This is a genomic window from Bifidobacterium sp. RTP21102st3_E2_RTP21102_210122, from assembly GCF_040916945.1.
GTDB classification, from domain to species: domain Bacteria; phylum Actinomycetota; class Actinomycetes; order Actinomycetales; family Bifidobacteriaceae; genus Bifidobacterium; species Bifidobacterium longum.
Map to the genome: position 1 here is coordinate 95494 of NZ_JBCPAN010000005.1, position 21681 is coordinate 117174.

Here is a 21681-nt window from a genome sequence, read left to right on the forward strand (position 1 = left end):
AACAGGCATCCGCATCGCAAACACCGGCCTATAACACAATCAGGCCCGACGACCATCAAAGGTCGTCGGGCCTGATTCATACGCGCTGTCGGACTAACGGCGTCCAGACTTCATACGGAATGGCGCATTGTGGCGATTCTTCTTGGAATGACGGCGGTTCGGGCCTTCCGTGTTGCCGTATTTGGCGATCATGCGGCGTTCGTGACGCTTGGCACCTTCTGAACGCTCGTCGCGTACGATGCGGTTCTCGTTCTTGCGATGGATGCGCTTGCCGCCTTCGCCCTGACGGGTGTTGCGCATGGACTGTCTGCGGCCGTCATGGGAGCGCTCGTCATAGGAGAAGCCGTAATCCTCGTGGCTGCGTTCATTGCGGCGAGGCTTGCGCGGACGCTCGAAATCGCGGGAATCGGACCGTTCGAAATCACGGCCCGCATTGTGCCTGCGGCTGCCGAAATCATCGTTGCGACCGTATCCGGCCCTGTCGCGCTTATCGAACTTGTCGCCCTTGCCGTACCGATCATTGCGACGGTTCTTGCCGTGCTGGTCGCGGCCATTGTCCTGACGCTCGTCGTACCGGTTCTTGCCGTATCCGTCGCGACGGTCGCCCTTGCGGCGCTCCTCGCGGCGGTCATCGCCATGCTCGAACAGATAGTCGCGGCGCTCGGCCTCGGGGTTGCTCATGCCTGCACGGCGTTCCGCACGGTTGCGGTTCTTCTTCACGGCCTTCTTGCTGGCCTTGTCGCCGTGCTTGCGCTGCGGCTCGCCTTCGGCAACAAACTCGCCGCCTGCGTTCTCGTGCTGGAACTCGGTCTCGACAACGTTCTGCTCGTCACGGTTGCGATTGCGATTGTGCTTGCGCTTGCCGCCGCGGCCGGACTCGTCGCCCGCCGCGTTCTTGGCGCCCCTGTTCTTGCCCTTGCGCGGGTTGCCCACGGGCTGCGACTTGTCGAGGCTCCAACCATCTACGCGCTCGGCGCGGTCGCCCACAAGCTCAAGCACTTCGGGCGAATCGTGGGTCACTTCGATCATCTTGGTCTTGATGCCGGCCTGGTTCAGCAAGCGGCGCGTCTCGCGGCGCTGCTCGGGCAGCACGAGGGTGACCACGTCGCCCGCCTTGCCGGCGCGGGCGGTACGACCGGAGCGGTGCACAAAGGACTTCGGGTCGGCCGGCGGCTCGACCTGCACCACGAGCTCCACGCCGCCGACGTCTATGCCACGGGCGGCCACGTCGGTGGCCACCATGACACGCACATCGCCGGAATCGAACGCAGCGAGGTTGCGATCGCGCTGGTTCTGGTTCAGGTTGCCGTGCAGCTCGGCGGCCGGAATGCCGTTCTGCGTCAGGTTCTTGGCGAGCTTCTTGGCCTGGAACTTGGTGCGGGTGAACAGGATGCGGCGGCCTTCGCCCGAGGCGAGCATGCGCACGAGTTCGTGCTTGTCGCCGCGCGTGGTTTCGAACACGTGGTGGGTCATCAGGTCGGGTTCGGTGGTGGCCGAATCGACCTCGTGCACCTTGGGATCGTGCAGGAAGGTGTTCACCACTTCATCCACGCCGTGATCGAGCGTGGCGGAGAACAGCATGTGCTGGGCGTCGGGCGAAATCTGCTCAAGCAGTCGCTTGACCGGCGGCAGGAAGCCCATATCGGCCATTTCGTCGGCCTCATCGATGACCACGACTTCGACGGACGAGAGCGTGAGCGCCTGCTGGCGCAGCAGGTCCTCAAGGCGGCCCGGGCAGGCGACCACGATATCGGCGCCGGCCTTCAGATCGCGGATCTGGTGGATGTACTTGACGCCGCCGTACACCGTGGTGGTGTTCATGCCGAACGTGTGGGCCAGCGGCATCAGCACGTCGTTGATCTGGTTCGCGAGCTCGCGGGTGGGGGCCAGCACCAGGCCGCGCGGGTGCGGTAGGAAGTCGTCGGCGCGGCGCTCTTCCAGGCTGGCCTTCTTGCGGCGCTTGATTTCCTTGCGGAACTCCTCCATCGCGATTTCGCCGAACGAATCGTAGGAACCGAGGCGGGTGACCAGCGGAATGGAGAATGCGAGGGTTTTGCCGGAGCCGGTGCGACCTCGGCCGAGAATGTCGCGGCCGGCCAGTGAATCGGGCAGGGTGTCGGCCTGAATGGGGAATGCGGTCTTCTTGTCATCTGCCGCAAGCACGCGCACCAGCGGTCCGGGTACGCCAAGTTCGCCAAAGGTAAGGGGGCGGGATTCCGCGCTGTCGTTCATCTGGAAATCAGCGGAATCGTCACGATCATCGAAATTATTACGGGGCACAGTGGCCTTTCATGTCAAAGGTTACGCAAATTACGCAAGCTTTCCGAGCTTAGCGTAAGCCCCCTACTTTGCTTGGTGCTCGCCACACTGTCATCCCACTCTTTACTTATGACCCCATGGGGCGGTAACTCGCCCATGGGGCGGCAACTTGCCCATGGGGCGGTTTGAAGAAACTGTGAAACCGCAGAATAAAGCCATTTTCGTCTACCGCCCCATGAGGGTTTTACCACCCCATGGGATATTTGCCGCCCCATGGGCCAATTACCGCCCGATGGGTTTTACCACCACGTAAGGCGAGCACCGCTCCATGGAACACGCAAATGGCCCCCACCCGTGAAGGTAGGGGCCATTGTGCAAAAGGGCTGAGCCAAGATACAGCCCAGTAGCCCTAAAACACACTACAAAATATCCGGATCGTCTTTGGCAATAGTGCCGGTTGCCTTGCCAATGGCCTTCAGGCCGTGGTAGGCCACAAGAATCACGATCGTGCCAATGGCAATGCCGTTGAAGGAAATGCCACCAACAGTGAACGCGAATTGGCCGATGGCAATGATCATGGTGATGGCTGCCACCATGATATTCAGCGGCTTGTCGAAGTTGACCTTGTTCTCCACCCAGATGCGGATACCGATCATGCCGATCATGCCATACAGCAGCGTGGTCACGCCACCGAGCACGCCGGCGGGGATCGTGTTGATCACGGCACCGAACTTCGGGCACAGGCTCAGGATCAGGGCGAAGGCGGCGGCGCACCAGTAGGCGGCGGTGGAGTACACCTTGGTGGCGGCCATCACGCCGATGTTCTCGCCGTAGGTGGTGGTGCCGGAGCCGCCGCCGAAGCCGGCGAGCGTGGTGCCCAGGCCATCGGCCATGAGGGCGGTGCCGATCTGGTTGTCGTAGTCGCGGCCGGTCATTTGGGCCACGGACTTGACATGGCCGACGTTCTCAGCCACAAGCACGAGCACAACGGGGATGAACATGGGAAGGATGGAGAAATCGGCCTGCGGCAGGTGGAACTTCGGGAAGCCGATCCATGCGGCGTCGCCGATGGCGGAGAAGTCGACCTGGCCACGGATGCAGGCATATACATAGCCGATGATCACGCCGACCAAAATATTGAGGCGGCCCAGCAAGCCCTTGAACAGCACGGCCACGAGCAGCACGGCCAACAGGGTAACCAGTGCGGTGTCGGGCGCGGCTTGGAAGTTGGTCCACACGGAAGGTGCCAGATTGAAGCCGATGATGGCCACGATCGCGCCGTTGACCACGGGCGGCATGATGATGTCGATCCATTTGGAGCCGGCGTAATGCACGAGCACGCCAACCAGGGCCAGCAGAATACCGGTGACCATGATGCCGAAGCTGGCGACCGCAATGCCCTTGTTGGCGGTGGAGACCGCGGTGATCGGTGCAATGAAGCCGAAGGACGAGCCCAAATAGCTCGGCAGCACGTTCCTGTTGATAAGCAGGAACAGTGCGGTGGACATAGCCGTGAAGAACAGGGTGGTGGACGGGTCGAAGCCCGTCAGAATCGGCACCAGGAAGGTGGCACCGAACATGGCGATGACGTGCTGTGCGCCGATACCGGCGGTGCGCACCCAAGTCAGACGTTCATCGGGCTCGACTACCTCGCCGGGCGCCAGCGTCTTGCCGTCGCCATGCAATTGCCATTGGAAGATATTGGACATTACTACTCTCCTCGCTCTCGCTTGGGGCACGGCATTCACAACCAGCCGCACCACGCACCATTCTAGCTCACGAAGATTTTGTGAAGTCTCTCTTCCGGGAAAGGCTATTTGCCGTAATACTCCAGCAGGTGTGGGTCGACGGCCTGCACCACATCCACCAAATCGCCATTGGAGAGATACGGGCGCTTGAATTCGCGCCACGGCTCCACCTTGACCTCCCAGCGGCCGGTCGTCTCGTCGAGCACGGGCCGGGCGGTCTGCTCCCAGCGCACACGCTTGGAGGTGCGGCCGGTTTCCGGGTCGCGGCGTGTATAGTGCAGGCAGGTGCAGTTGGTGATCTTCCAGTCGTCCGAATCGGCGCGATGCAGGAATTCCTCGTCGGCCAGATCCTCGATGGTGAGCATCAGGGCGAGCATGAAGTCGCCGTGGGTGACCATGACCACGGATTCCGAATCGGATTTGCGGCTCAGCGAGGTCAGGATGTTGTGCACACGGTCCTCGGCCACATCGGCAATCGACTCGCCTGCCGGCGGACGCCAGTACAGCGGATCGGTGTTCTTGAAGTTCCAGTTGCGCGCGTAGTTGTTTTTGAATTCGTCCTTGGTGATGGTGTTGATCTCGCCCCAAGAACGTTCGCGCAGCACACGGTTCTCCTCCCATTTGGCCTTGGGCAGGGCCATGGTGGCTGCGGTTTCGCGGGTGCGCACGTATGGCGAGACCATGTAGCGGTCGAACAGCTGCTGCTGGCTGACCAGCCAGCGGCCGATGCAGTCGGCCTGCTTGCGTCCGGTGGCGGTGAGTCTCCAGGAGCGGTCGGGTACGGTGACGTTGTCCTGCGTGTACAGGGAATTGTCGCCCTGCTCGCCCGCCTGGACGATGACGTTCGCTTCGGATTCGCCATGCCGGATTACGTATAGATCGAGCGGCATGCTCATATATGTTCCCCTTTCGTTATTGGTTACGTTGTGTTGTTTTCTGTTGTTTCCTACTTGACTTGCGTGATGGTGTTCCCCTTGACCATGAACGCGTGCCGGGCCATGTCGATCATCGGCTGATCGAATTTGGAGTCGGTGTAGAACTCGTCGATGACGACGTCCGGACCGTACAGTTCGCGGAACCGTTTGGCCTTGTTGGTGCTGAAGTTGAGGTACGTGACCCTCATCGTCTCCACATCCACCTCGCTGGCCACGAGATTCCTCACGCCGAGTCTGCGGCAGGCCTTCCCCACCGTCAGACCGAAGGATGCGGTGAGGATCACATCGTCCGACTCAGGCTGGTACCAAGGCTTGATACGTGCGTAATATCGGTCCCAGAAATCGTCCACGAGCTGTTCGACGCTCGCCACCCGTTTGGATCGGCTCAGTTCCGTGAGATAGCCTTCGGTCATCTTGCCCACGCCGTATTCCATTTGTTCAAGCGTGGCCCGGCCAAGCTTGTATTTGACCGCGTACCGCAGCACGGGGGCGATATAGCGGAACACTTTCGGGTCGTGGCGGGCGGAATACAGGTACAAGTCGAACAGGCTTTCGCCATCATAGATGGTTCCGTCGAAATCGAATACGCGCATACCTTCTGCTTCTACTCTGTTATTCCTTGTCTAAGGCTAATCTCGGTAAGCCGGCGAAAGCGCAAATACGCAGTGAATTTCACATGAACACTGTTTTTTGGATTGATTTCGGTACAGGTAACGTACACTGGTGACAGCGTGGAAGGAGGTGCGTAATGGCGGCGTCTGAAATCGAACAATGGTGGATTGATAAGTTTCAGGAGAACCTGGGTCCGATTCGCAAGGTAGCCGGATGGACGACTCAGCAACTGGCCGACGAGCTGGGAGTCGCGCGACAGACGGTGTCTAACTTGGAGACCGGCAAAAGCCCGATGACCAAACTGCAGTATCTCGCTTTACGTACGGTGTTCAGCGCCGAGATCGCACGTCGTGAAGACCGCGATCTGGCACGCATCATCAAGACTTTGGTCGACGATCCCATTGAGCAACGCATTCGCGAACGGCGCGCCCAAGAGCAGGACGGCGAGGCCGTTGCCGACAATGCCCCAGTCAATACGGACGGTGGCAACGTTGCCGACAACGCCGCCACCGAGAAACGCAAGCCCAGTGCCGCCACATTGAAGGCTTCAAAGACTGCCGCAACGGGCAAGCCCACGCTCAGCACGGCGATGCAGGCTCTCGCCGTCATCACCGGCGCATTGGCCAGTGGAACCGCCGCCGGCATCATCACCTACTTGATGTTCCCGGACGGCGGCCCGAACAAGCGCTGAGTCGCCGAAATATCGAAACGGATTGAACAACCCAGTTCGAAGCCCTGAGCACCATTTTGTCCGTGTCGCACCAGCGTTTCCCTCATTATCAGCTGTTTCGAGTTACATGAATGCACCGTTTATAGGCCGAGAATTTCGTGCTTTTTTGCATCAAATTCTTCTTGGGAGAGAATGCCGATATCAACCAATTCCTTCAATTTCTTCATCGCCTCGACTTGTTCTTCCACAGACATGGATGCCGTGTGAGAGGCGGGAGCAGCGGCTTCCGGCGCAGGCGCCGGCGCTTGAACCGGGGCGGCCGTCATAGGATTAATGGCTTGTGCCATATTCATGCCCAGCAACATGCCACCATCGCCAAAGCCGTTGTCTTGGATGCCTTGCGCAATGCGCTGCTGGGCAGCCATATTGCCAGCTTGCTGGGAAACGCCCTCGTATGCGGCAACATTCATCTTATTCGAGGCGAACTGCTGCACGAGTTGACGTGATTGCTCGGTGAACTCGATACTTTCGATGCCCACACTGGACACTTCAAAGCCAAAACGATCATTCCACGTACCCGCATTGGCCCGATCGCCACGCACGCATGCTGCGATGTCATTCGCCTTGCCAGGCAATTGCGAAATACGATATTCATTGGACAGCAAATTGATGGCCACAATAAACGACTGTACGAATTCAGACAGAATCTGCCTACGTGGCCCTTCATCATCGAATGAATACGACACGGTAGTGGCAGGCACAAAGTTACGAACGAATCGAACTGGATCAGTGACCTTTAGCGACATGGATCCGCGTGCGCGAATTTCTAAATCGACGCCATAGAACCGGTCGTTATACACCAGCGGCGCAGAAGTGCCGAATTTGATGCCACGAATCTCACGCAGGTTGACGAAGGCCACATATTTGGTGCGGCCAGGCTGACCTCCGAAGGTGAATCGATCGGCAACCTGGTTGAAGAACGATCCGATGCCGTCTCCGGCGAGCACGCTCTGCTCCCCGTTGCGATATTCATAACCGCCCGACTCGGTGATGACGTTTTCGATACCTGTTTCAGAGAAAATGAACGCCGCAGTATTCTCTGGCACATAGATACGCGAACCATTGGTGATTATTCCCTCGGAACCGTATTCATTCGAACCGCGATCGTTGTTGCTTCCGCGGGGAATGCCCGGCACAACGACGGTGTGTTCCGTGAACGGACCAGCGGTGATGATATCACGCCACAGGTCCGCGAATGTACCGCCGAGCGCGCCGGCGAACGCCTTAATAACTGCCATCTGTTTTTTCCTCGATATCTCATGCATATGGCCGATCTTGCGACTATGCAATCGCAAGACCGGCCGTTATGCTGGCATGTTGGCTATAGCTGCGTTTCGCGATCGCAGTATTCGCATCGAACGACTTCTTTGCGATGACCGGAAAGCGGAGCGCCACAACCTTCACAATTCACCGAAACCACGGGTTCGGTAATCCCAAGCCCACTACGGAATGCGCTAAAAGTGTCCTTCAGCGCCCCGGCCAGAGCCTCCGTTCCGGGGATGGCCTTGTTGAAGGCCGGCTCATCCATTGGCGTATACTGTCTGCCGCGTATACCCATATACCGTCATCGTCCCTTTCTTGGAAAACCGTTACCTCGATACGCCAGTCTGATCACTGGCCCACCGATGCGAGCTTCTGCGTGCATCGAGTCATGACCTCGGTGTAGTAGGCCAAATCCTCACTGCTGAGGGAGTTTTCGTCAATGGCGTCTACCTTCTGGGAGAACTCAGAGTAACGCTTCATCATGCTGGCATAGTCGGTAGCCATGCTGACCACGTTATCGGATTTCTGATATTTGTTCATGAAGGCAACATACTCATCGATAAAGGCCTCGTAGCTGTCCATCGTGGACTTGAAGTCAGCACTGTCATTGGTGTTCTGCTGCGCCTTCTGATCCGAAGACCGGTCGCTCTGCTTGTTGGCATCGCTGGAATCAGCGCCCGTATCAGTGCTCTTATCATCCTGTTTCGCGGCGTCGCCGTCCGTAGACGTATCTTCCTTCTTTTCCGGAACCTGGATAGTGATGGACATGATGGTTTCGTCGTCAGTGTTACGAGAAACGCTCACACTGTATCCATCGGCGTTCTTGGCATTGAAACTGTCAGCGGACTTGTTATAGTCCACGGTGAAACCGTTGTCTTGCACGGACTTGACGTAGTCGGCATACTGCTTGGCGTCGGTACCGCACACCTCGATGGAGAAATAGTCCGAAGACTCGCTTTTAATTTCACCCTTTGTGGATTTCGGCTGCGGCAGCAGCGCCGCGATATCCGACTCCGGCCATGAATATGCTTCGCACTTGGTGGCGAGCGATGCTTCCAATTCCGCCCGATCAGCCTTGGCCTTCGCATCGTCACGAATTACGAACACGCCACCGATTACCAGACCCACAACGGTGATACCGACTGCCACCCAGGCCAGCACTCGGCCTTGCACCTTGCCACTCGGGCGGGTCACGTATACGGCGAAGCCTGAGAGCAGTGCCGGAATCACCGTGGCGAACAGCAGTCCGCCCCAGGATCGGCCAGAAACATCCACAAATTGGGCGAGTACGAACAACACTCCCCAAATAATGGCGAACACAGCCAGCTTGGAAGTCTTCTTCACCCCTTGTGCATTCGGAGCAAGCACGGCAGGCGCAGCGGCACCAGCAAAACCAGTGGCAGCACCGGCACCATGTGTGGCGGGTGCAGGAGCCACACCAATACGCTTGTCCAGAGCGGCGAGGAACTCATCAACGCGCTTGGCGCTTTCGTTTCCAGTCGCCTCCAGACGAATGGCGGCCCCTGCCGCACCCTGCGGGACTACGGTTAGCGTGCAGTTCACCCCATCATAGGAGTGGAAGGAAAACGCTCCGGTCTGGGTGTTTTCGTTATCCAAGGTAAACGTGGCGCCAGTAGTCAGCTGGTCGTGAATAACTTGGAACAGCTGTTGCGGACTGACCGCATATACACGATCGAATGGCGCGCCGGCGGGCTGCTGCGGTGCCGTAGCCGGAGTCATCGGAGTAGTGGTGGCCCCATCAGACGCTACGTTTGGCTGGCCAGCCGGTACAGCATTCGGCACGGTAGGCGCATTGTTCGCGCGATCTTCCGGTGCGTCATTCGTGCCTTCGGACGGTGGAACCGGCTGAGGTTGTTGATCAAATGGCGTTGTCATGATGCCCTTCTTTCCTTAAGCAGCAGCATTACCAGCACAGAAGAGGCAATCCCGGCAACCGTTACGGTCAATCCGACTGCCATGGCAAGCCGGTATCGTTCGCTCATCATTGCGTCCCTTCTTATTGCTCGCGTTGCTCTGCGATACATCGAAACCAGTGTATGGCGTTGTTATTATGTACGCAAATTAGCATTTTGTATTCATGTTAGCTTTATTGTCGATGCTTGATACCGCGCATGAACATCCTTTCCGCCACCGCACCTACACGGATGGCATCGACCATTGTCGACGACACGCGCGGGCCATGCATCAGCTGACAACTGAATTTTTCGGCGTGTTTCCGAAAAGTCGGCGTCCTGTACGCTGGGAATCGAGCAACCGCGTACGATGGCGCAGCACAGCACCCGCAACACAGCGACAAGGAGCATGGGCAATGGCAGACATCCCCGAAGAACATTTGACCGAGGAACTGTTGGATCGGCTGCTCGCCAGCGCCAGCATTGAGCAGTATCTCGATGAGGGACTTGTCAGCGCACGCACGCTGACCGACTATCTGTTCGACCGTATGGAAGCCCATGGCCTGAAACGAGCCGACGTGGTGCGGGCATCCGGCCTCAACGCCACAGTGGTTTATGACATTTTCTCCGGCAAAAGCCGCCCCGGCCGAGATCACGCCATTATGCTGGCTTTTGGTCTCAAGTGCACATTACGCGAAACCCAACGGCTGCTTCGTCTTGCAGGCGTTTCCGAACTGTGGTGCAAACAGCGACGCGACGCGATTATCATCTGGTGTATACGCAATGGATTCGACCGCATTGCCACGGACGACGAGTTGTATCGTATGGGAGAGGCGACGTTGCTACCGGCCGATTGACGACATTCGGCCCAACAACACTCACCAGTGAGACGCAAGTAAGAGGGCATCAAGGAGAGACATGGACGATAAGCAGGCGATGCATGCGATGAGCATCGACGATGCGTACCATGTCGAGCGTACGCTCGCTCGCGGACCTTCCGGCGTCACCGAACTGGTGAGCATTGACGGCAACGGCCCGTTCGTACGCAAGAAGATTCCCTCTCCCCTAGCGCAACGCAATGTGTGGGCGGCGCTCAGCGCCTGCCAGAGTAATCGTCTGCCGCGTGTGGAAGCGACGTACGAGCTGCCCGACCGGTTCGTCATCGTCTACGATTACGTGCCGGGCAGCACGCTTGCGCAAATTGCGGAGGAAAACGGGCGGCTTGCGCCGAATGTGGCCGTGCAGCTTATCGACCAAATTTGCGAAGCCGTGCAGGAGCTTCACCAGCACGGCGTTATCCACCGCGACATCACGCCGGCCAATATCATCCTGGCTCGGGATGGCGCGCATCTCATCGATTTCGGCATTGCGCGCATATGGTCAGCGTCAAGCAATCGCTCGCGGGACACCACGGCGCTTGGCACTTATGGTTTCGCCTCGCCCGAGCAATATGGCTTCGCCAAAACCGACGCGCGTTCCGACGTGTTCTCGCTTGGTCGACTGCTCGGATTCATGCTGACCGGCGTATATCCCGATGCCAGCGACTACGAGCAGCGACTTGCCGACGATGCCGCAGTACCGGCACGACTGCGCGCCGTCATCGGCTATGCGTGCGCATTCGAGCCCAGCAAACGGCCACAGAGCGTCCAGGAGTTTCGCCAGGCGCTGTTCTCCCAGTCCAATCCGCCCATGCCGAACGCATCATCGGCAAATCCGCCATCACCGAGCACAACGAACGACGTCACGTCGGCGTCTCGACTATTTCGGCGTCTGCACTTGAGCAAACGCGCCATCGTGCTGTGGTCCATCGTCGGAGCGGCGCTGGTGGTCGCCGCTATTGCGGGAGGCATTGTGTTGGCAGGCCAACTTGGCATTATCGGGTCGGCAACATCACCCGATTCCTCGACACAATCCAGCAGCCAATCAACCGATAAGGCCGATGGCGGGCACTCCTCGAACGGGTCAGGAACCGACAATGCCAATGGCACGGGCGGAGTAGGCGGCACTGACGGCGCTGATGGAGACAATCAAGACACCGTCACCGACAATCCTCTGAAAATAGTGGAATCCGGCTGGTCGGCGGACCAGCAAGGGTATGTCCACTACGCTTTCGCCCTGCGCAACACCAGTAAGACCCAGCAGGTGCAGTATCCGCAGATTACCATTACGGGGCGGGCCAAAGACGGTTCCATCGTGTTCTCGCAGACGCAAGCACTGAATATGGCATTCCCGAATCAGACTGTATATGACGCCGGTCAAGCAGGCGAAGGCACCGCCCCAGAAACGGTTGATTTTACTGTGCTCAATCCGGATACATACAACGTCGCCAAGGCTCAGGGAACCGCCGCCTTCCCCATCAGTGGAATATCCAAAATAGACAACAGGGACGGCGGCACGACGTTCAATGGCGAGGTCCGCGCCGTGGCAGATGGATTCAAGCCATCTGATGGACAGCAAATCAAGATTTCCCTAGTACTGCGTAACGCACAGAACGCAATCATCTATGGAGATATCGCATTCGTGGATTGGCCGGGCAATGGCCGATCCACGCCATTCTCGATTACCGTCTACGATCTGCCGAAGTATGTGTCTTACGATCTGTATGCGCAAATCTGGTAGTTGACTTTACGTCTGGCAGGTGGCCGTCAGGTGCCTGTCAGGCCGCTGTTCGCGTCACCTGCGCACTGACGTTACGGCGCGCCTGGCCGAACAGATAGATGCCGATGGGCAGGGTCAGAACACCGCCGATGATGAACACCAGCGAAATCGGGATCACGTCGGCCAGTGGCGCGAAGATCAACATGCCGAGCGGCATTCCGAGCGTGCTCAGGGTGGTGTCAAGGCCGAATACACGGCCCACCATCTTCTCATCGGCCTCGGTCTGGATGATGGTGCGCATCGGGCCCATGCAGATGGCCGAAGCCAAACCGTTCACCACATCAATCAGCAAATACGCCAGCAGATTGTGAACCACGCCAAGACCAACGACGGAGACGCCCACCAGAGCGATGCCGAAGGCGACCACGCGCATGTTGTTGCGGATGAGCTTGGCACCGATGGTAGACATCAGCGCGCCGCCGAGCAGCATACCGATGCTCCATCCCAGCTCGTTGGCGGCGAGTTTATCGGAGGCGGTGGTCAGGTTGATGAATCCGAGATTCAAATCGATGCCCTCATATTCGCGGGTCATGAGCAACAGCGTAAGGTTCATCGGCGCCACGGCCACGAAGCACACCAAGGCGTCACCGAGCACCACGTTGCGCAGGTTCGCCCGGCGCCATGTGTAGCTGAAACCATCTTTCAAGTCAGCAAACACACGACGGACGCTGGCAATCAGCGAACGATCAGCATTGGCATCCGACATCGGTTCGAGTGTGGGTTGCCCGCTATTCTCCGCTTCAGCCATACGCCTCGCAACATGTTCCGCGCTCTTCTTCGGCGCTTTGATCGACGCCACAAAGCCGACGCCGATAATGGCCGTGGTCACATCGACTAACAGAATCGACCACAGCGGCACTGTGTTGATAAGCACAGCAGCCACCGCAGGTGCCACAATCATATTCGCCGAATTAATCACGCCGTATATTGAGTTGACGCGCAATAGTTTGCCCGAGGGAACAACATCCGGTATGAACGACTGCACAGCGGGCGTCTGCACCCCGCCTCCCGCCGAACGAATGAACAGCACCACGAAAATCATGGTCAGACTCGCCCATCCCATCGCGAAGCTCAGCGACAGCACGACGGTGACCACAGCAATCACCATATCCGGCAGCATAATCAGCAACTTGCGACTGTGACGGTCGGCCCAGGAGCCGCCGCAAATCGAGACGATGGCCTGCGGCACCACGCCAAACAACGTGGCCAGCAGCATGGCCGAACCGGTTTTAGTCTGCAATACGATCCACCACCAGATGGCATATTGCACGATGTTGGAGCCCAGCAGCGAGAACGCCTGGCCGGTGAGTAGAAGCACTACACGGCGGATCCACGCACGCTCGGATTCCCCGTTGGCCACTGCTGCGGCATAGGCGGCACCGGGTTTGTTCGCGCTATGGACCGCTGCGCGCGCATTCGCATTGTCATCGCCGGAAACCTCGGGTGTTTCGCGCACAGTTGGTTCAGTTGTTGTACTACTAGAAGACATACGAGTGTTCTCAATTCTTCAATTCCACTACAAAGGTCACATCACGGCATACGCACGCCGACGCGCGTATGCGTGCACGACTCCAGCAACGAGCCGTACCCGCCGTTAGATGGCAGGCTTCAGTATCGTGACGCCATGCGTTAGCGTCACCATGCAACGATAGGAACACATTGTTCAATAGTGTATCATGAAGGCGTGACGTTGCCCTTGCGCAGGTGCCGTAAGACTCCGCGGACAAAGCAATGAGGCTTCCCCCGCGAGAAGGGAAGCCTCATATTCCATTCATTCTATTCAGCGATGATGGCGCCTAATCACCGATCATCCTTTGGGAACAGCGCATCGAAGGCATGTTCCATCACGGACTTACGGCGGATCACACCGACGAGTCTGCCATCACCATCCACCACCGGCAGTTTCTTGAACTGCTTCTTGGCGAGGATTCGGGCCACCTCTCCGACATGCTGGTCGGGCGTGGCGGCAACGACCTTGCGCGTGGCGATGTCCATCACCTTCTTGCCGGAGAGCGCCTGTACCTTGGAGGCCACGGTTTCGTCGTCGAACACCACCATCGTCGAACCGGTGCCGGTGGAAACCGTACGGGATTCATAGGTGGCAATCGATTTCATGACATCGCCGTCGCTGACGAAGCCGACGAGCCTGCCATTGCCGTTCACCACGGGAAGGCTGGAGACGTTGAGGCGGATGAACTCGCGCACCACATGCGTGATGTCATCGCTGTCCAGGCAGCTGTAGGGCTGATCGTCCATGATTCCGCCGATGGACTGTTCCTGGGCCTGCTTGAACAGGGAGGCGGCGGGGGCCACGTATGCGCCGGCGTAGTGATGCTCGGCGGGCTGGCCTTCAGTGGTTTCGGCCGCGACTTCGGCGGAGGATTGCGCCTCGGAGGCCTTGGCGTTGCGCGCGTCCTTCTCCTTGGCACGGCTGGTGACGGTGAAGATGCAGATAATCAGGGCGACCAGCGAGATGGCGGCGCACAGCAGGTAGGAGAACGCGATGCCGCTGGCCGTGGCGGACTTCACACCCTGGGACATGTGCGAGGCGGTCATGGATGTTTCTGCGGTGACCAGAAGCGAGGTCGCAATGGCTGCCGCGATCTGGCGGCCGGTGTTGGCGATGGCGTTTCCATGGGCGATCATGTCGTTCGGCAAAGCGTTGACGCCCCAAGTGTTGATCGGCATGTTGGCGATAGCCTGACCGGATGCCTGCAATGCGCAGAACACGGCGACAAACAGCACTGATGTCCTGGTGTTGATGGTGCCGAGAAGACCAAGAGAGATGGTCATGAGCGCAAGGCCGCCGATGCCCACGCCGCGAGGGCCGAATTTGTCGAATGCGGCGCCGGCGACCGGACTCAGGATGATGCCGACCGCCGCGGCGGGCAGCATGACCATGCCGGTGACGGTGGCGGATTGGCCGAGCACATTCTGGATGAAGATAGGCAACGTCACGTTGGTTGCGGCGACTGCGGCGTTGATCAGAGTGACCAGAATCACGGAGTTGCGGAAGTTGCGGGTGGCAAGGGTATCAACGCGCAACAATGGCTCATCGAGCTTGACTTGCTTGTATACGAATGCGACGAAGGCCACAAGACCAACGACGATTGAGATAATGACGACCGGATTGCTCCATCCCATCGTGGAAGCGGACGAGAAGCCATAAAGCAGGCCACCGAACGCGATGGTCGAAAGGATCACGGACAGGATGTTGAGCTTTGGGTTCTTCAACTCGCTGACGTTCTTGAGCATCATCGTGCCTCCGACAAGGATGACCAGTGCCACGACTGCGATGCCAATGAACATCGGGCGCCATCCGAAACTGTCAATCACCAGACCACCGACAACCGGGCCGATAGCCGGGCCGGCGGCCATGACGATACCGGCCAGTCCCATGGCGGTGCCGCGCTTATCCGGCGGATAGACGAGCATCGGCACTACGGCGACCAATGGCAACAGCACGCCGGAGCCGGCGGATTGCAGTATGCGCCCGACGAGCAACAGCATGAAATTCGGCGCGACGGCACACAGCAGTGTGCCGACCATGAAAGTGGCAAGAGCTCCGGCGAAGAGCTTTCGGGTGGAGAATTTATCAATCAGATAGCCTGAAATCGGCACCATGATGCCCGAGACCAGCATGTAGACGCTGGTCACCCACTGCACGGTGCCGGTGGTGATATTGAAATCACGCATCAGTGCCGGCAAGGCCGGTGACATGACGGTCTGGTTGAGCAGCGCGATGAACGAGCCGACGACGATCACACCCACAACGATGAATCGGGTGTGCGGATCAATAGGCTTTACGGAACTGGTGGCGGACCCGAGTTCCGCGTTTTTCTGTGAGGTCACAGCATTTCCTTCTGTTGGTAACGTCATGTGTGGCGATCCGGCCCCATGCTTGTGTCAAGACACGAGGACACCGATGAGTCCGGACGTAAAGGAAAAGCCGCCATCCGTTCCGCATTCATATACGGCAAACGATTCGCGGCTTTGCGTAAGTTGATGGCTATGGTGAGCGTTTCATGCGACGTCGACTGCGGATGGGCCATCGGTACATCCCGGCATAAGGCGTGTCCCCGCTACACCAGCATCGAGAATAGGGCCATTCGTGGATTGGCAAACAGAACATTGCCGACGAACGACCCACGGCAGGCGCGTGCGATGAACATCGCGTAGCGATACAGGTTCATGGCATCTCCTTGATGGGGTCTTCGTACGGCAGACATCGAGAAGCTTATCATCATTCAAATCGACGGTGAAACCCACGCATGCCTGACAATACACAAAATCTTCACAAAAGGATTGGGCTTACCGCATACGCTCCGCCTGAATAACGGTCCGGGGATGAATCAGGGGCGAGCTAAGGGTTGCATCTCGTGTTTCCGTCATGATTTCTGGCAAAATAGTGAAGCTGAACATGCGCGGAATCGACCGGAATCGGAAAGGGACTAATCATGCGAGTTCTCGGCAATATCCTGTGGATCATTCTTGGTGGATTGGCCATCGCAATCGGATGGGCATTGGTGGGACTGATTCTGTGCATCTCCATCATCGGCATCCCGTTCGGCATTCAAGCGTTCAAGATGGCGGGACTCACCTTGACGCCGTTTGGCAAAACCGTGCAATACGGCGGCGGAGTCGGCTCTGCCTTGGCCAACATCCTGTGGGTGGTGCTGGTCGGCTGCTGGATGGCGCTCGGCTATCTGGGTGCAGGCGTGCTCAACTGCATCACCATCATCGGCATTCCGTTCGGCATCCAGTCGTTCAAAATGGCCAAGCTCGCGCTCTGGCCGTTCGGCGCACAGATCTACAGTCTGTAACAATTGTTTCTGCAGTAGGTCCGGTGCAACGCATTATCATCGTGCGTTGCACCGGACTTTTTTATATACAACAGGCATTTCACACACCGTGATTTGACGGATTCGGACGTAAGACCTTATGGTGTGCACACCATGATTCAACACATCGCATTCAGCAGCAACGGCGTGAACGAACACGCCAAGCGTCAGCAGATGAACCTGCCGGCGATGCTCGAATGCGCCTTCAAACAGGGTTTGCGCACTGCTCAGTTCCAGCCAATAACCGGAAACAAGCGCAGCCTGCTCGCTGCCATACAAATCTGATCAGTACACCTCTCATTGGCGCATAGCTGAATCATTGCCGGTGATATCGAGCCGACTCGTTCGCACCATGCCTCATAAACGCACCTGCACGAGCATGCGTTCTTGGCATAGTCGCAACTCAATGCACCGCAGCAAAACCCATTGCATACCATCACATATTCAGAAAGAACAACAGATCATGAAGTATTTCACTACTGACACGCATTTCGGGCATCCGCTGGTCAGCGTGCTGCGCGGATTCACCACGTTCGACCCTGGGCACACGCAGTATGACGCTCTCCTCTCCTCGCAGGGACGCAAGGCCGCCGAGGATTGGGCGAAGGGCGTGGTGCTTGACGATTCCCGGCTCAATTTCCGCAAGGCCGCAGACACCGATGCGCACGATGAAGCAATCGTGGCCAATATCAATCGGATTGTCGGCGAGGACGACGAGCTGTGGATTTTGGGCGATATCGGATACCGAACATCGGTCCGGCATCTGAAGAGCTGCCTGCGTCAGCTGCGCTGCAGGCATCTGCACGCGGTTATCGGCAATCACGATGACTGGTGGCTGGACGATGCACCCGCGCGAGATCTGTTCGAATCGATTGAGCCGAACAGCACGGCGGAGCTGACCGGTCTCGGAATTGGCCGCCCGCAGGCAACGGAGACCGTCAATCTATCGCATTTCCCCTACCGTGAGGATCTTGCCTATGGCTGGCCGGATGATGCCGTACGTTTCCGCGATCAGGCATTGCCGTTCGACGGACATCGTCTGCTGTATGGTCACACGCACCAGCTGTCTCCGGAGGGCGCACGCCACGAAGCCCTCAACGTTGGACTGGACGCATGGAATCTGCAACCGGTAAGCGAAACACAGATTGCCGACTGGTTCCATGCACACGCGACCGATTCAACGCACGTATCACCGCTGGATATGCCCGACTCCCCCGGGCCGGCGCCCATTGACTCCGCCGCACAGCAGGAACCAGGCGGCTCGGTTTCGGCAGCCGAATCATAATACAAGCAATATTGGGGCGAGCAGAACCTTATGCCATCGCTGGCACCTGTCTCGCCCCACAGCACAACGAAAGGAGCTTGGCTATGGCAAAGCTCATTATTCTGCGAGGACTGCCCGCTTCGGGCAAGTCCACGTGGGCACGCTCATGGTGTGAGGACCCCGCCAACACGTGGCCGCATTGCGTGATTTCTCTCGATGACATTCGGCTCATGATCGCCGGCTCGGCACAGGTCCGAAACCGACTGCAATCCGAGCACGGCAAGCGATTCAATGACATGGTGGTTGCCATGGGACGGCACATGATTGCCGACGCATTGGATGCGGGGTGGGATGTGGTGGCGGATGCGCAACACGCTAATCCCCGGTATGCAGCCGAACTGGCGCTACTCGCTCAACGTCATGGCGCACTGTGGGAAACGAGGGATTTTGACGTTCCTCTAGACGAATTGTTGCGTCGCAATGCGGCGCGTGATACCGCTGACCGTGTTCCGGAAGATTACATTCGTTCGTCCTGGAAGCATTTTCACACCGCGATGTTCCGCCCGTTGGAACCGGGCGATCCGAATGGAAACCTGTTGGAGCGTATGCGCGCGGACCCTTACGTTCGGGTTATTCCGGTGCGTGGCGAAACAGACGTGTATGCGTGCAATTTCACTGCAGAGGCATTTCGTGAACATCGGTGGACGGATCGCACCATCAATGCGCGAGGGCTTTTTGTCGGCGGCAACGGTCAGGTGGTGCAACGCGGGTTCGAGAAGTTCTTTGCTGTGGACGAGACAGAGGAGACATCGTTCGCCCAAGTCGTCAATCACGCTCAAGAACATCCAGAGTCGTTGCCCGTGCGCGTTGAGCGCAAGGAGAACGGATTTCTCGGGCTCGTGGGCGCGGCGGGAACTCCTGGATTGTTCCGCTTCTGGTCGAAGTCGGGGCAAACGGATTATTCCGCGCTTATCGAGCGCCTGTTTCCTTCAGATTCAGCGGTACGTGCCGAATTGTGGCGTATGTTGCATGAGTGGAATGTCACGGCGGCGTTTGAAGTCATCGATCGCGAGTCCGACCGGCACATCGTTGGATACGAATCATCCGGGCTGCGCTTGCTGCATCTGATTCGTAATGCCGAATCGTTCTCCATCGATGCCGCTCACGAGGAAACGTTCACTCTTGCCGGCGGCTTCGTGCGGCCGGAAACGGTGGCGATCTGCCATTCGCCGGAAGAAGTCGCCCAGGCAATCGGCGACGCCAAGGCGAGTCTGCGCGAAGGCGTGGTGCTGTATTTTGCCGACGGTTGGATGGTGAAGGTGAAGTCAGACCGGTACAAGTTGGTCAAGGCGATGCGCCCTCTTATGCAACGCGTGCTGCTGCGTGGTCGTTCCTTCAACAAGTCCGGCGATATTGCCGATTTGGCTCGCCGTATCATCGATTACGCACACGAGCACAACATCGACCTGACCTACGAGCGGCAGGCATTCGGCGAGCGCGATATCGATATGACCAAGGTCAACGACATCGTGGACCATGTGCGGTGACCGCTGAGTTCTAGCGCAATATCTTCTGACCCGGTTCTGCCAGGCACCGAACCGATTCGACAAGGACGCCGTGAAAGACATCATGTTCGGACGGGATGACACGAAGAAGGACTCCAACGGAGTGACCGTCATCCCCTATTCCAAACTCGACGAGCGTGCGCCCGTGGAACTCGCCGCATAATCCATCTCAATACTGCATACTTGAAACCGCCTATAACTGCTCTTCGTAAACACCGAGGCGGTTTATCGTGTCTCTTTGCGTCTCGTCACGATGTTTATCGCGGAGCGGGCATCGCCGGCATCCGCGACATCTATGCCAAGGTCATGCTCGACGAAATCGATGAGAGCGATCAGCCGGACGGCGACCTGTTCCGGAAAGGCGATGCGGAAATACAGGGGCCGCGGGGCTGGTCATTTTGGTTTTGGATAGGAGCACTCGGGTGCGGGTGTCGTGTACGGCACGTTTAGTGGCTTCAACTGCTGGTAGGTTAGACATGTGTTGGTTCCTTTGACTGATGATTGGGGTATGGAGCGTGGCTAATGCGGCTACATATGTGAAGCGTTTCCTGCTGGCTAATAAGGCGGATGGCGTAACATATCGTTTCCCGGACGTATCGGGTGCGATGGCCGAAGTGGATAGCACGCTGAGAACGGCTGCTGCGGCCGGAGATGAAGATGCCGACCTCGCCTGCCGTTGTCTCGCCGACATTTGGTACAACATTTCGGTTGCCTGGGAGCGAAACCAGCGCAGTATGGAAATGATGGATTCGAAGATTCCCATCTCGACCGAGGATCGTATGGCTTTACGTATTGCGGAACGTCTGCTGGATGCGAGCGCCGCCGAATATCCGCCGGAGAGAAGAGACCGTATCCGGGAGCTCATCGCCGACGTTCCCGGCTTGCTCAAAACCGTCACGCTGCCAAAGGAACTCAAGGAGTATGTTGCCCGTCTCGTCCGTGAGGTCGGCACCGCATTGGATGAGTACGATTTGACCGGCGACTTCAAGCTGGACATCGCGTTCACCCGATTGCAAACATCGTTGAACATCATCGCCGCGACCCCCAAAGACGAGAAATCACAGCGAACAGTGATGGAGTTTTTGCAGAAGCGTGTGTTCCCTTGCGTTGCAGCCGTCGGTTTCGCGTTGGGGTTCTCTGCCGATTCCGCGACGGTACTGGAGTATCTGGGCTATTCTCCTGCCCAGATTGAATCCCATGAGTCGCATAAAAAACCCGAATCGCCTGCGAACGATACTCCGCAAGTCGTTCAGGCGTCAGACACCCATCCGGAGACCCCTCAATCAAACGAGTGACGTCATCCACCATGGCATCCAACACATCAACAGCGACATCAAAGGAAACGCCGTTATATCGAGACAGATTCAATCTCATCTCAATCCCCTCCGCTGTAAGCTCGTGATTACGGAACTCATGTTAGCTAACGCTTACAATTTGAGCAAGTGCGGCGTGTTTCCACATGCTTACACGTATGTTTGAGCCATGGCAGCAAAAATCGAATGGACAGCAGCGGATTACGCCGCAAAGAATGCGATGGCGAAAATCATCGATGCTTCCGCTTTGGCATATAGGGTAATTGCCGAACGCATGGGCGGAGTAGTAAGCCATGTCCGGATTGGATATATCCACAATGGAGAGAAATCTCCGGTGCGCCTGTCAGAGTTTTTGCTGATTTGCGAGGTCTGCAACGCCGACCCGGTGCAAACCCTGCGCGAGATCATCACCGAGGCAAGACGCATGGAACTCGAACAACAAACCGCATCAACAAAGAAACCCGCCGGCGAGCGCTTTGTTGATGATAGACAATCCCCGGAAGCCGGTCATGAGGACATCGATATCGACACTTGGGCCGACCGTATCAAGGCCGAGGACAAGGTTAACGTCGAGTGATTC

17 protein-coding genes are annotated in these 21681 nt (G+C 57.8%); 9 read left to right on the forward strand and 8 right to left on the reverse strand.

The genetic code is table 11. From position 1 onward, the window contains the following. Window positions 1–93: 93 nt before the first annotated feature. From AB5287_RS07325 to AB5287_RS07340, 4 genes are all read right to left on the reverse strand, one after another. On the reverse strand, window positions 94–2280 hold the full coding sequence (locus AB5287_RS07325) for a DEAD/DEAH box helicase (protein WP_101014232.1): 2187 nt from the start codon (window positions 2278–2280) through the stop codon (window positions 94–96). A 398-nt stretch (window positions 2281–2678) separates the two neighbouring features. Beyond that, complete coding sequence (locus AB5287_RS07330; RefSeq protein WP_007052100.1) at window positions 2679–3968, reverse strand: uracil-xanthine permease family protein; 1290 nt, start codon at window positions 3966–3968, stop codon at window positions 2679–2681. A gap of 104 nt (window positions 3969–4072) precedes the next feature. Then, entirely contained in the window at window positions 4073–4903 is an 831-nt protein-coding gene (locus AB5287_RS07335; protein WP_007053407.1) for a histidine phosphatase family protein, read from the reverse strand. Window positions 4904–4953: 50 nt separating this feature from the next. Then, window positions 4954–5535 carry a haloacid dehalogenase-like hydrolase gene (locus AB5287_RS07340; RefSeq protein ID WP_007052098.1) on the reverse strand — a complete coding sequence of 194 codons (582 nt, stop codon included), beginning with the start codon at window positions 5533–5535 and terminating at the stop codon, window positions 4954–4956. A 155-nt stretch (window positions 5536–5690) separates the two neighbouring features. On the opposite strand from AB5287_RS07340, the gene AB5287_RS07345 reads away from it, so the two are divergent. Beyond that, complete coding sequence (locus AB5287_RS07345) at window positions 5691–6245, forward strand: helix-turn-helix transcriptional regulator (protein WP_007052097.1); 555 nt, start codon at window positions 5691–5693, stop codon at window positions 6243–6245. A 119-nt stretch (window positions 6246–6364) separates the two neighbouring features. On the opposite strand, the gene AB5287_RS07350 is transcribed toward AB5287_RS07345, so the two are convergent. Together AB5287_RS07350 and AB5287_RS07355 are read right to left on the reverse strand one after the other, a co-directional pair. Continuing rightward, complete coding sequence (locus AB5287_RS07350; protein ID WP_368220980.1) at window positions 6365–7522, reverse strand: SPFH domain-containing protein; 1158 nt, start codon at window positions 7520–7522, stop codon at window positions 6365–6367. Between the two features lie 373 nt (window positions 7523–7895). Then, window positions 7896–9443 (reverse strand): DUF6591 domain-containing protein, encoded by a 1548-nt coding sequence (locus tag AB5287_RS07355; RefSeq protein ID WP_368220981.1) that lies wholly within the window; start codon window positions 9441–9443, stop codon window positions 7896–7898. Between the two features lie 433 nt (window positions 9444–9876). On the opposite strand from AB5287_RS07355, the gene AB5287_RS07360 reads away from it, so the two are divergent. Then, window positions 9877–10317, forward strand: coding sequence for a transcriptional regulator (locus tag AB5287_RS07360; RefSeq protein ID WP_013582520.1), 441 nt, complete (start codon window positions 9877–9879; stop codon window positions 10315–10317). 61 nt (window positions 10318–10378) lie between these two features. Next, window positions 10379–12079 (forward strand): serine/threonine-protein kinase, encoded by a 1701-nt coding sequence (locus AB5287_RS07365; protein WP_195554396.1) that lies wholly within the window; start codon window positions 10379–10381, stop codon window positions 12077–12079. A gap of 37 nt (window positions 12080–12116) precedes the next feature. Here AB5287_RS07365 and AB5287_RS07370 read toward each other — a convergent pair whose 3' ends face one another. After that, window positions 12117–13607 carry an MFS transporter gene (locus tag AB5287_RS07370; protein ID WP_023658208.1) on the reverse strand — a complete coding sequence of 497 codons (1491 nt, stop codon included), beginning with the start codon at window positions 13605–13607 and terminating at the stop codon, window positions 12117–12119. Window positions 13608–13918: 311 nt separating this feature from the next. Then, window positions 13919–15970: an MDR family MFS transporter gene (locus AB5287_RS07375; protein ID WP_013582517.1), complete on the reverse strand. Its 2052-nt coding sequence runs from the start codon at window positions 15968–15970 to the stop codon at window positions 13919–13921. 605 nt (window positions 15971–16575) lie between these two features. On the opposite strand from AB5287_RS07375, the gene AB5287_RS07380 reads away from it, so the two are divergent. The 6 genes from AB5287_RS07380 to AB5287_RS07405 all read left to right on the forward strand — a co-directional run bounded on the left by AB5287_RS07380 (window position 16576) and on the right by AB5287_RS07405 (window position 21678). Next, entirely contained in the window at window positions 16576–16941 is a 366-nt protein-coding gene (locus tag AB5287_RS07380; RefSeq protein ID WP_007052084.1) for a YccF domain-containing protein, read from the forward strand. A gap of 93 nt (window positions 16942–17034) precedes the next feature. Further along, window positions 17035–17244 carry a hypothetical protein gene (locus AB5287_RS07385; RefSeq protein ID WP_021975647.1) on the forward strand — a complete coding sequence of 70 codons (210 nt, stop codon included), beginning with the start codon at window positions 17035–17037 and terminating at the stop codon, window positions 17242–17244. A gap of 178 nt (window positions 17245–17422) precedes the next feature. Then, window positions 17423–18244: a phosphoesterase gene (locus AB5287_RS07390; RefSeq protein ID WP_007052081.1), complete on the forward strand. Its 822-nt coding sequence runs from the start codon at window positions 17423–17425 to the stop codon at window positions 18242–18244. Window positions 18245–18327: 83 nt separating this feature from the next. After that, window positions 18328–19770 carry an RNA ligase gene (locus AB5287_RS07395; RefSeq protein ID WP_100988854.1) on the forward strand — a complete coding sequence of 481 codons (1443 nt, stop codon included), beginning with the start codon at window positions 18328–18330 and terminating at the stop codon, window positions 19768–19770. Window positions 19771–20324: 554 nt separating this feature from the next. After that, on the forward strand, window positions 20325–21083 hold the full coding sequence (locus tag AB5287_RS07400; protein ID WP_368220982.1) for a hypothetical protein: 759 nt from the start codon (window positions 20325–20327) through the stop codon (window positions 21081–21083). 187 nt (window positions 21084–21270) lie between these two features. Continuing rightward, window positions 21271–21678 (forward strand): hypothetical protein, encoded by a 408-nt coding sequence (locus tag AB5287_RS07405; RefSeq protein WP_007057197.1) that lies wholly within the window; start codon window positions 21271–21273, stop codon window positions 21676–21678. Window positions 21679–21681: the final 3 nt, after the last annotated feature.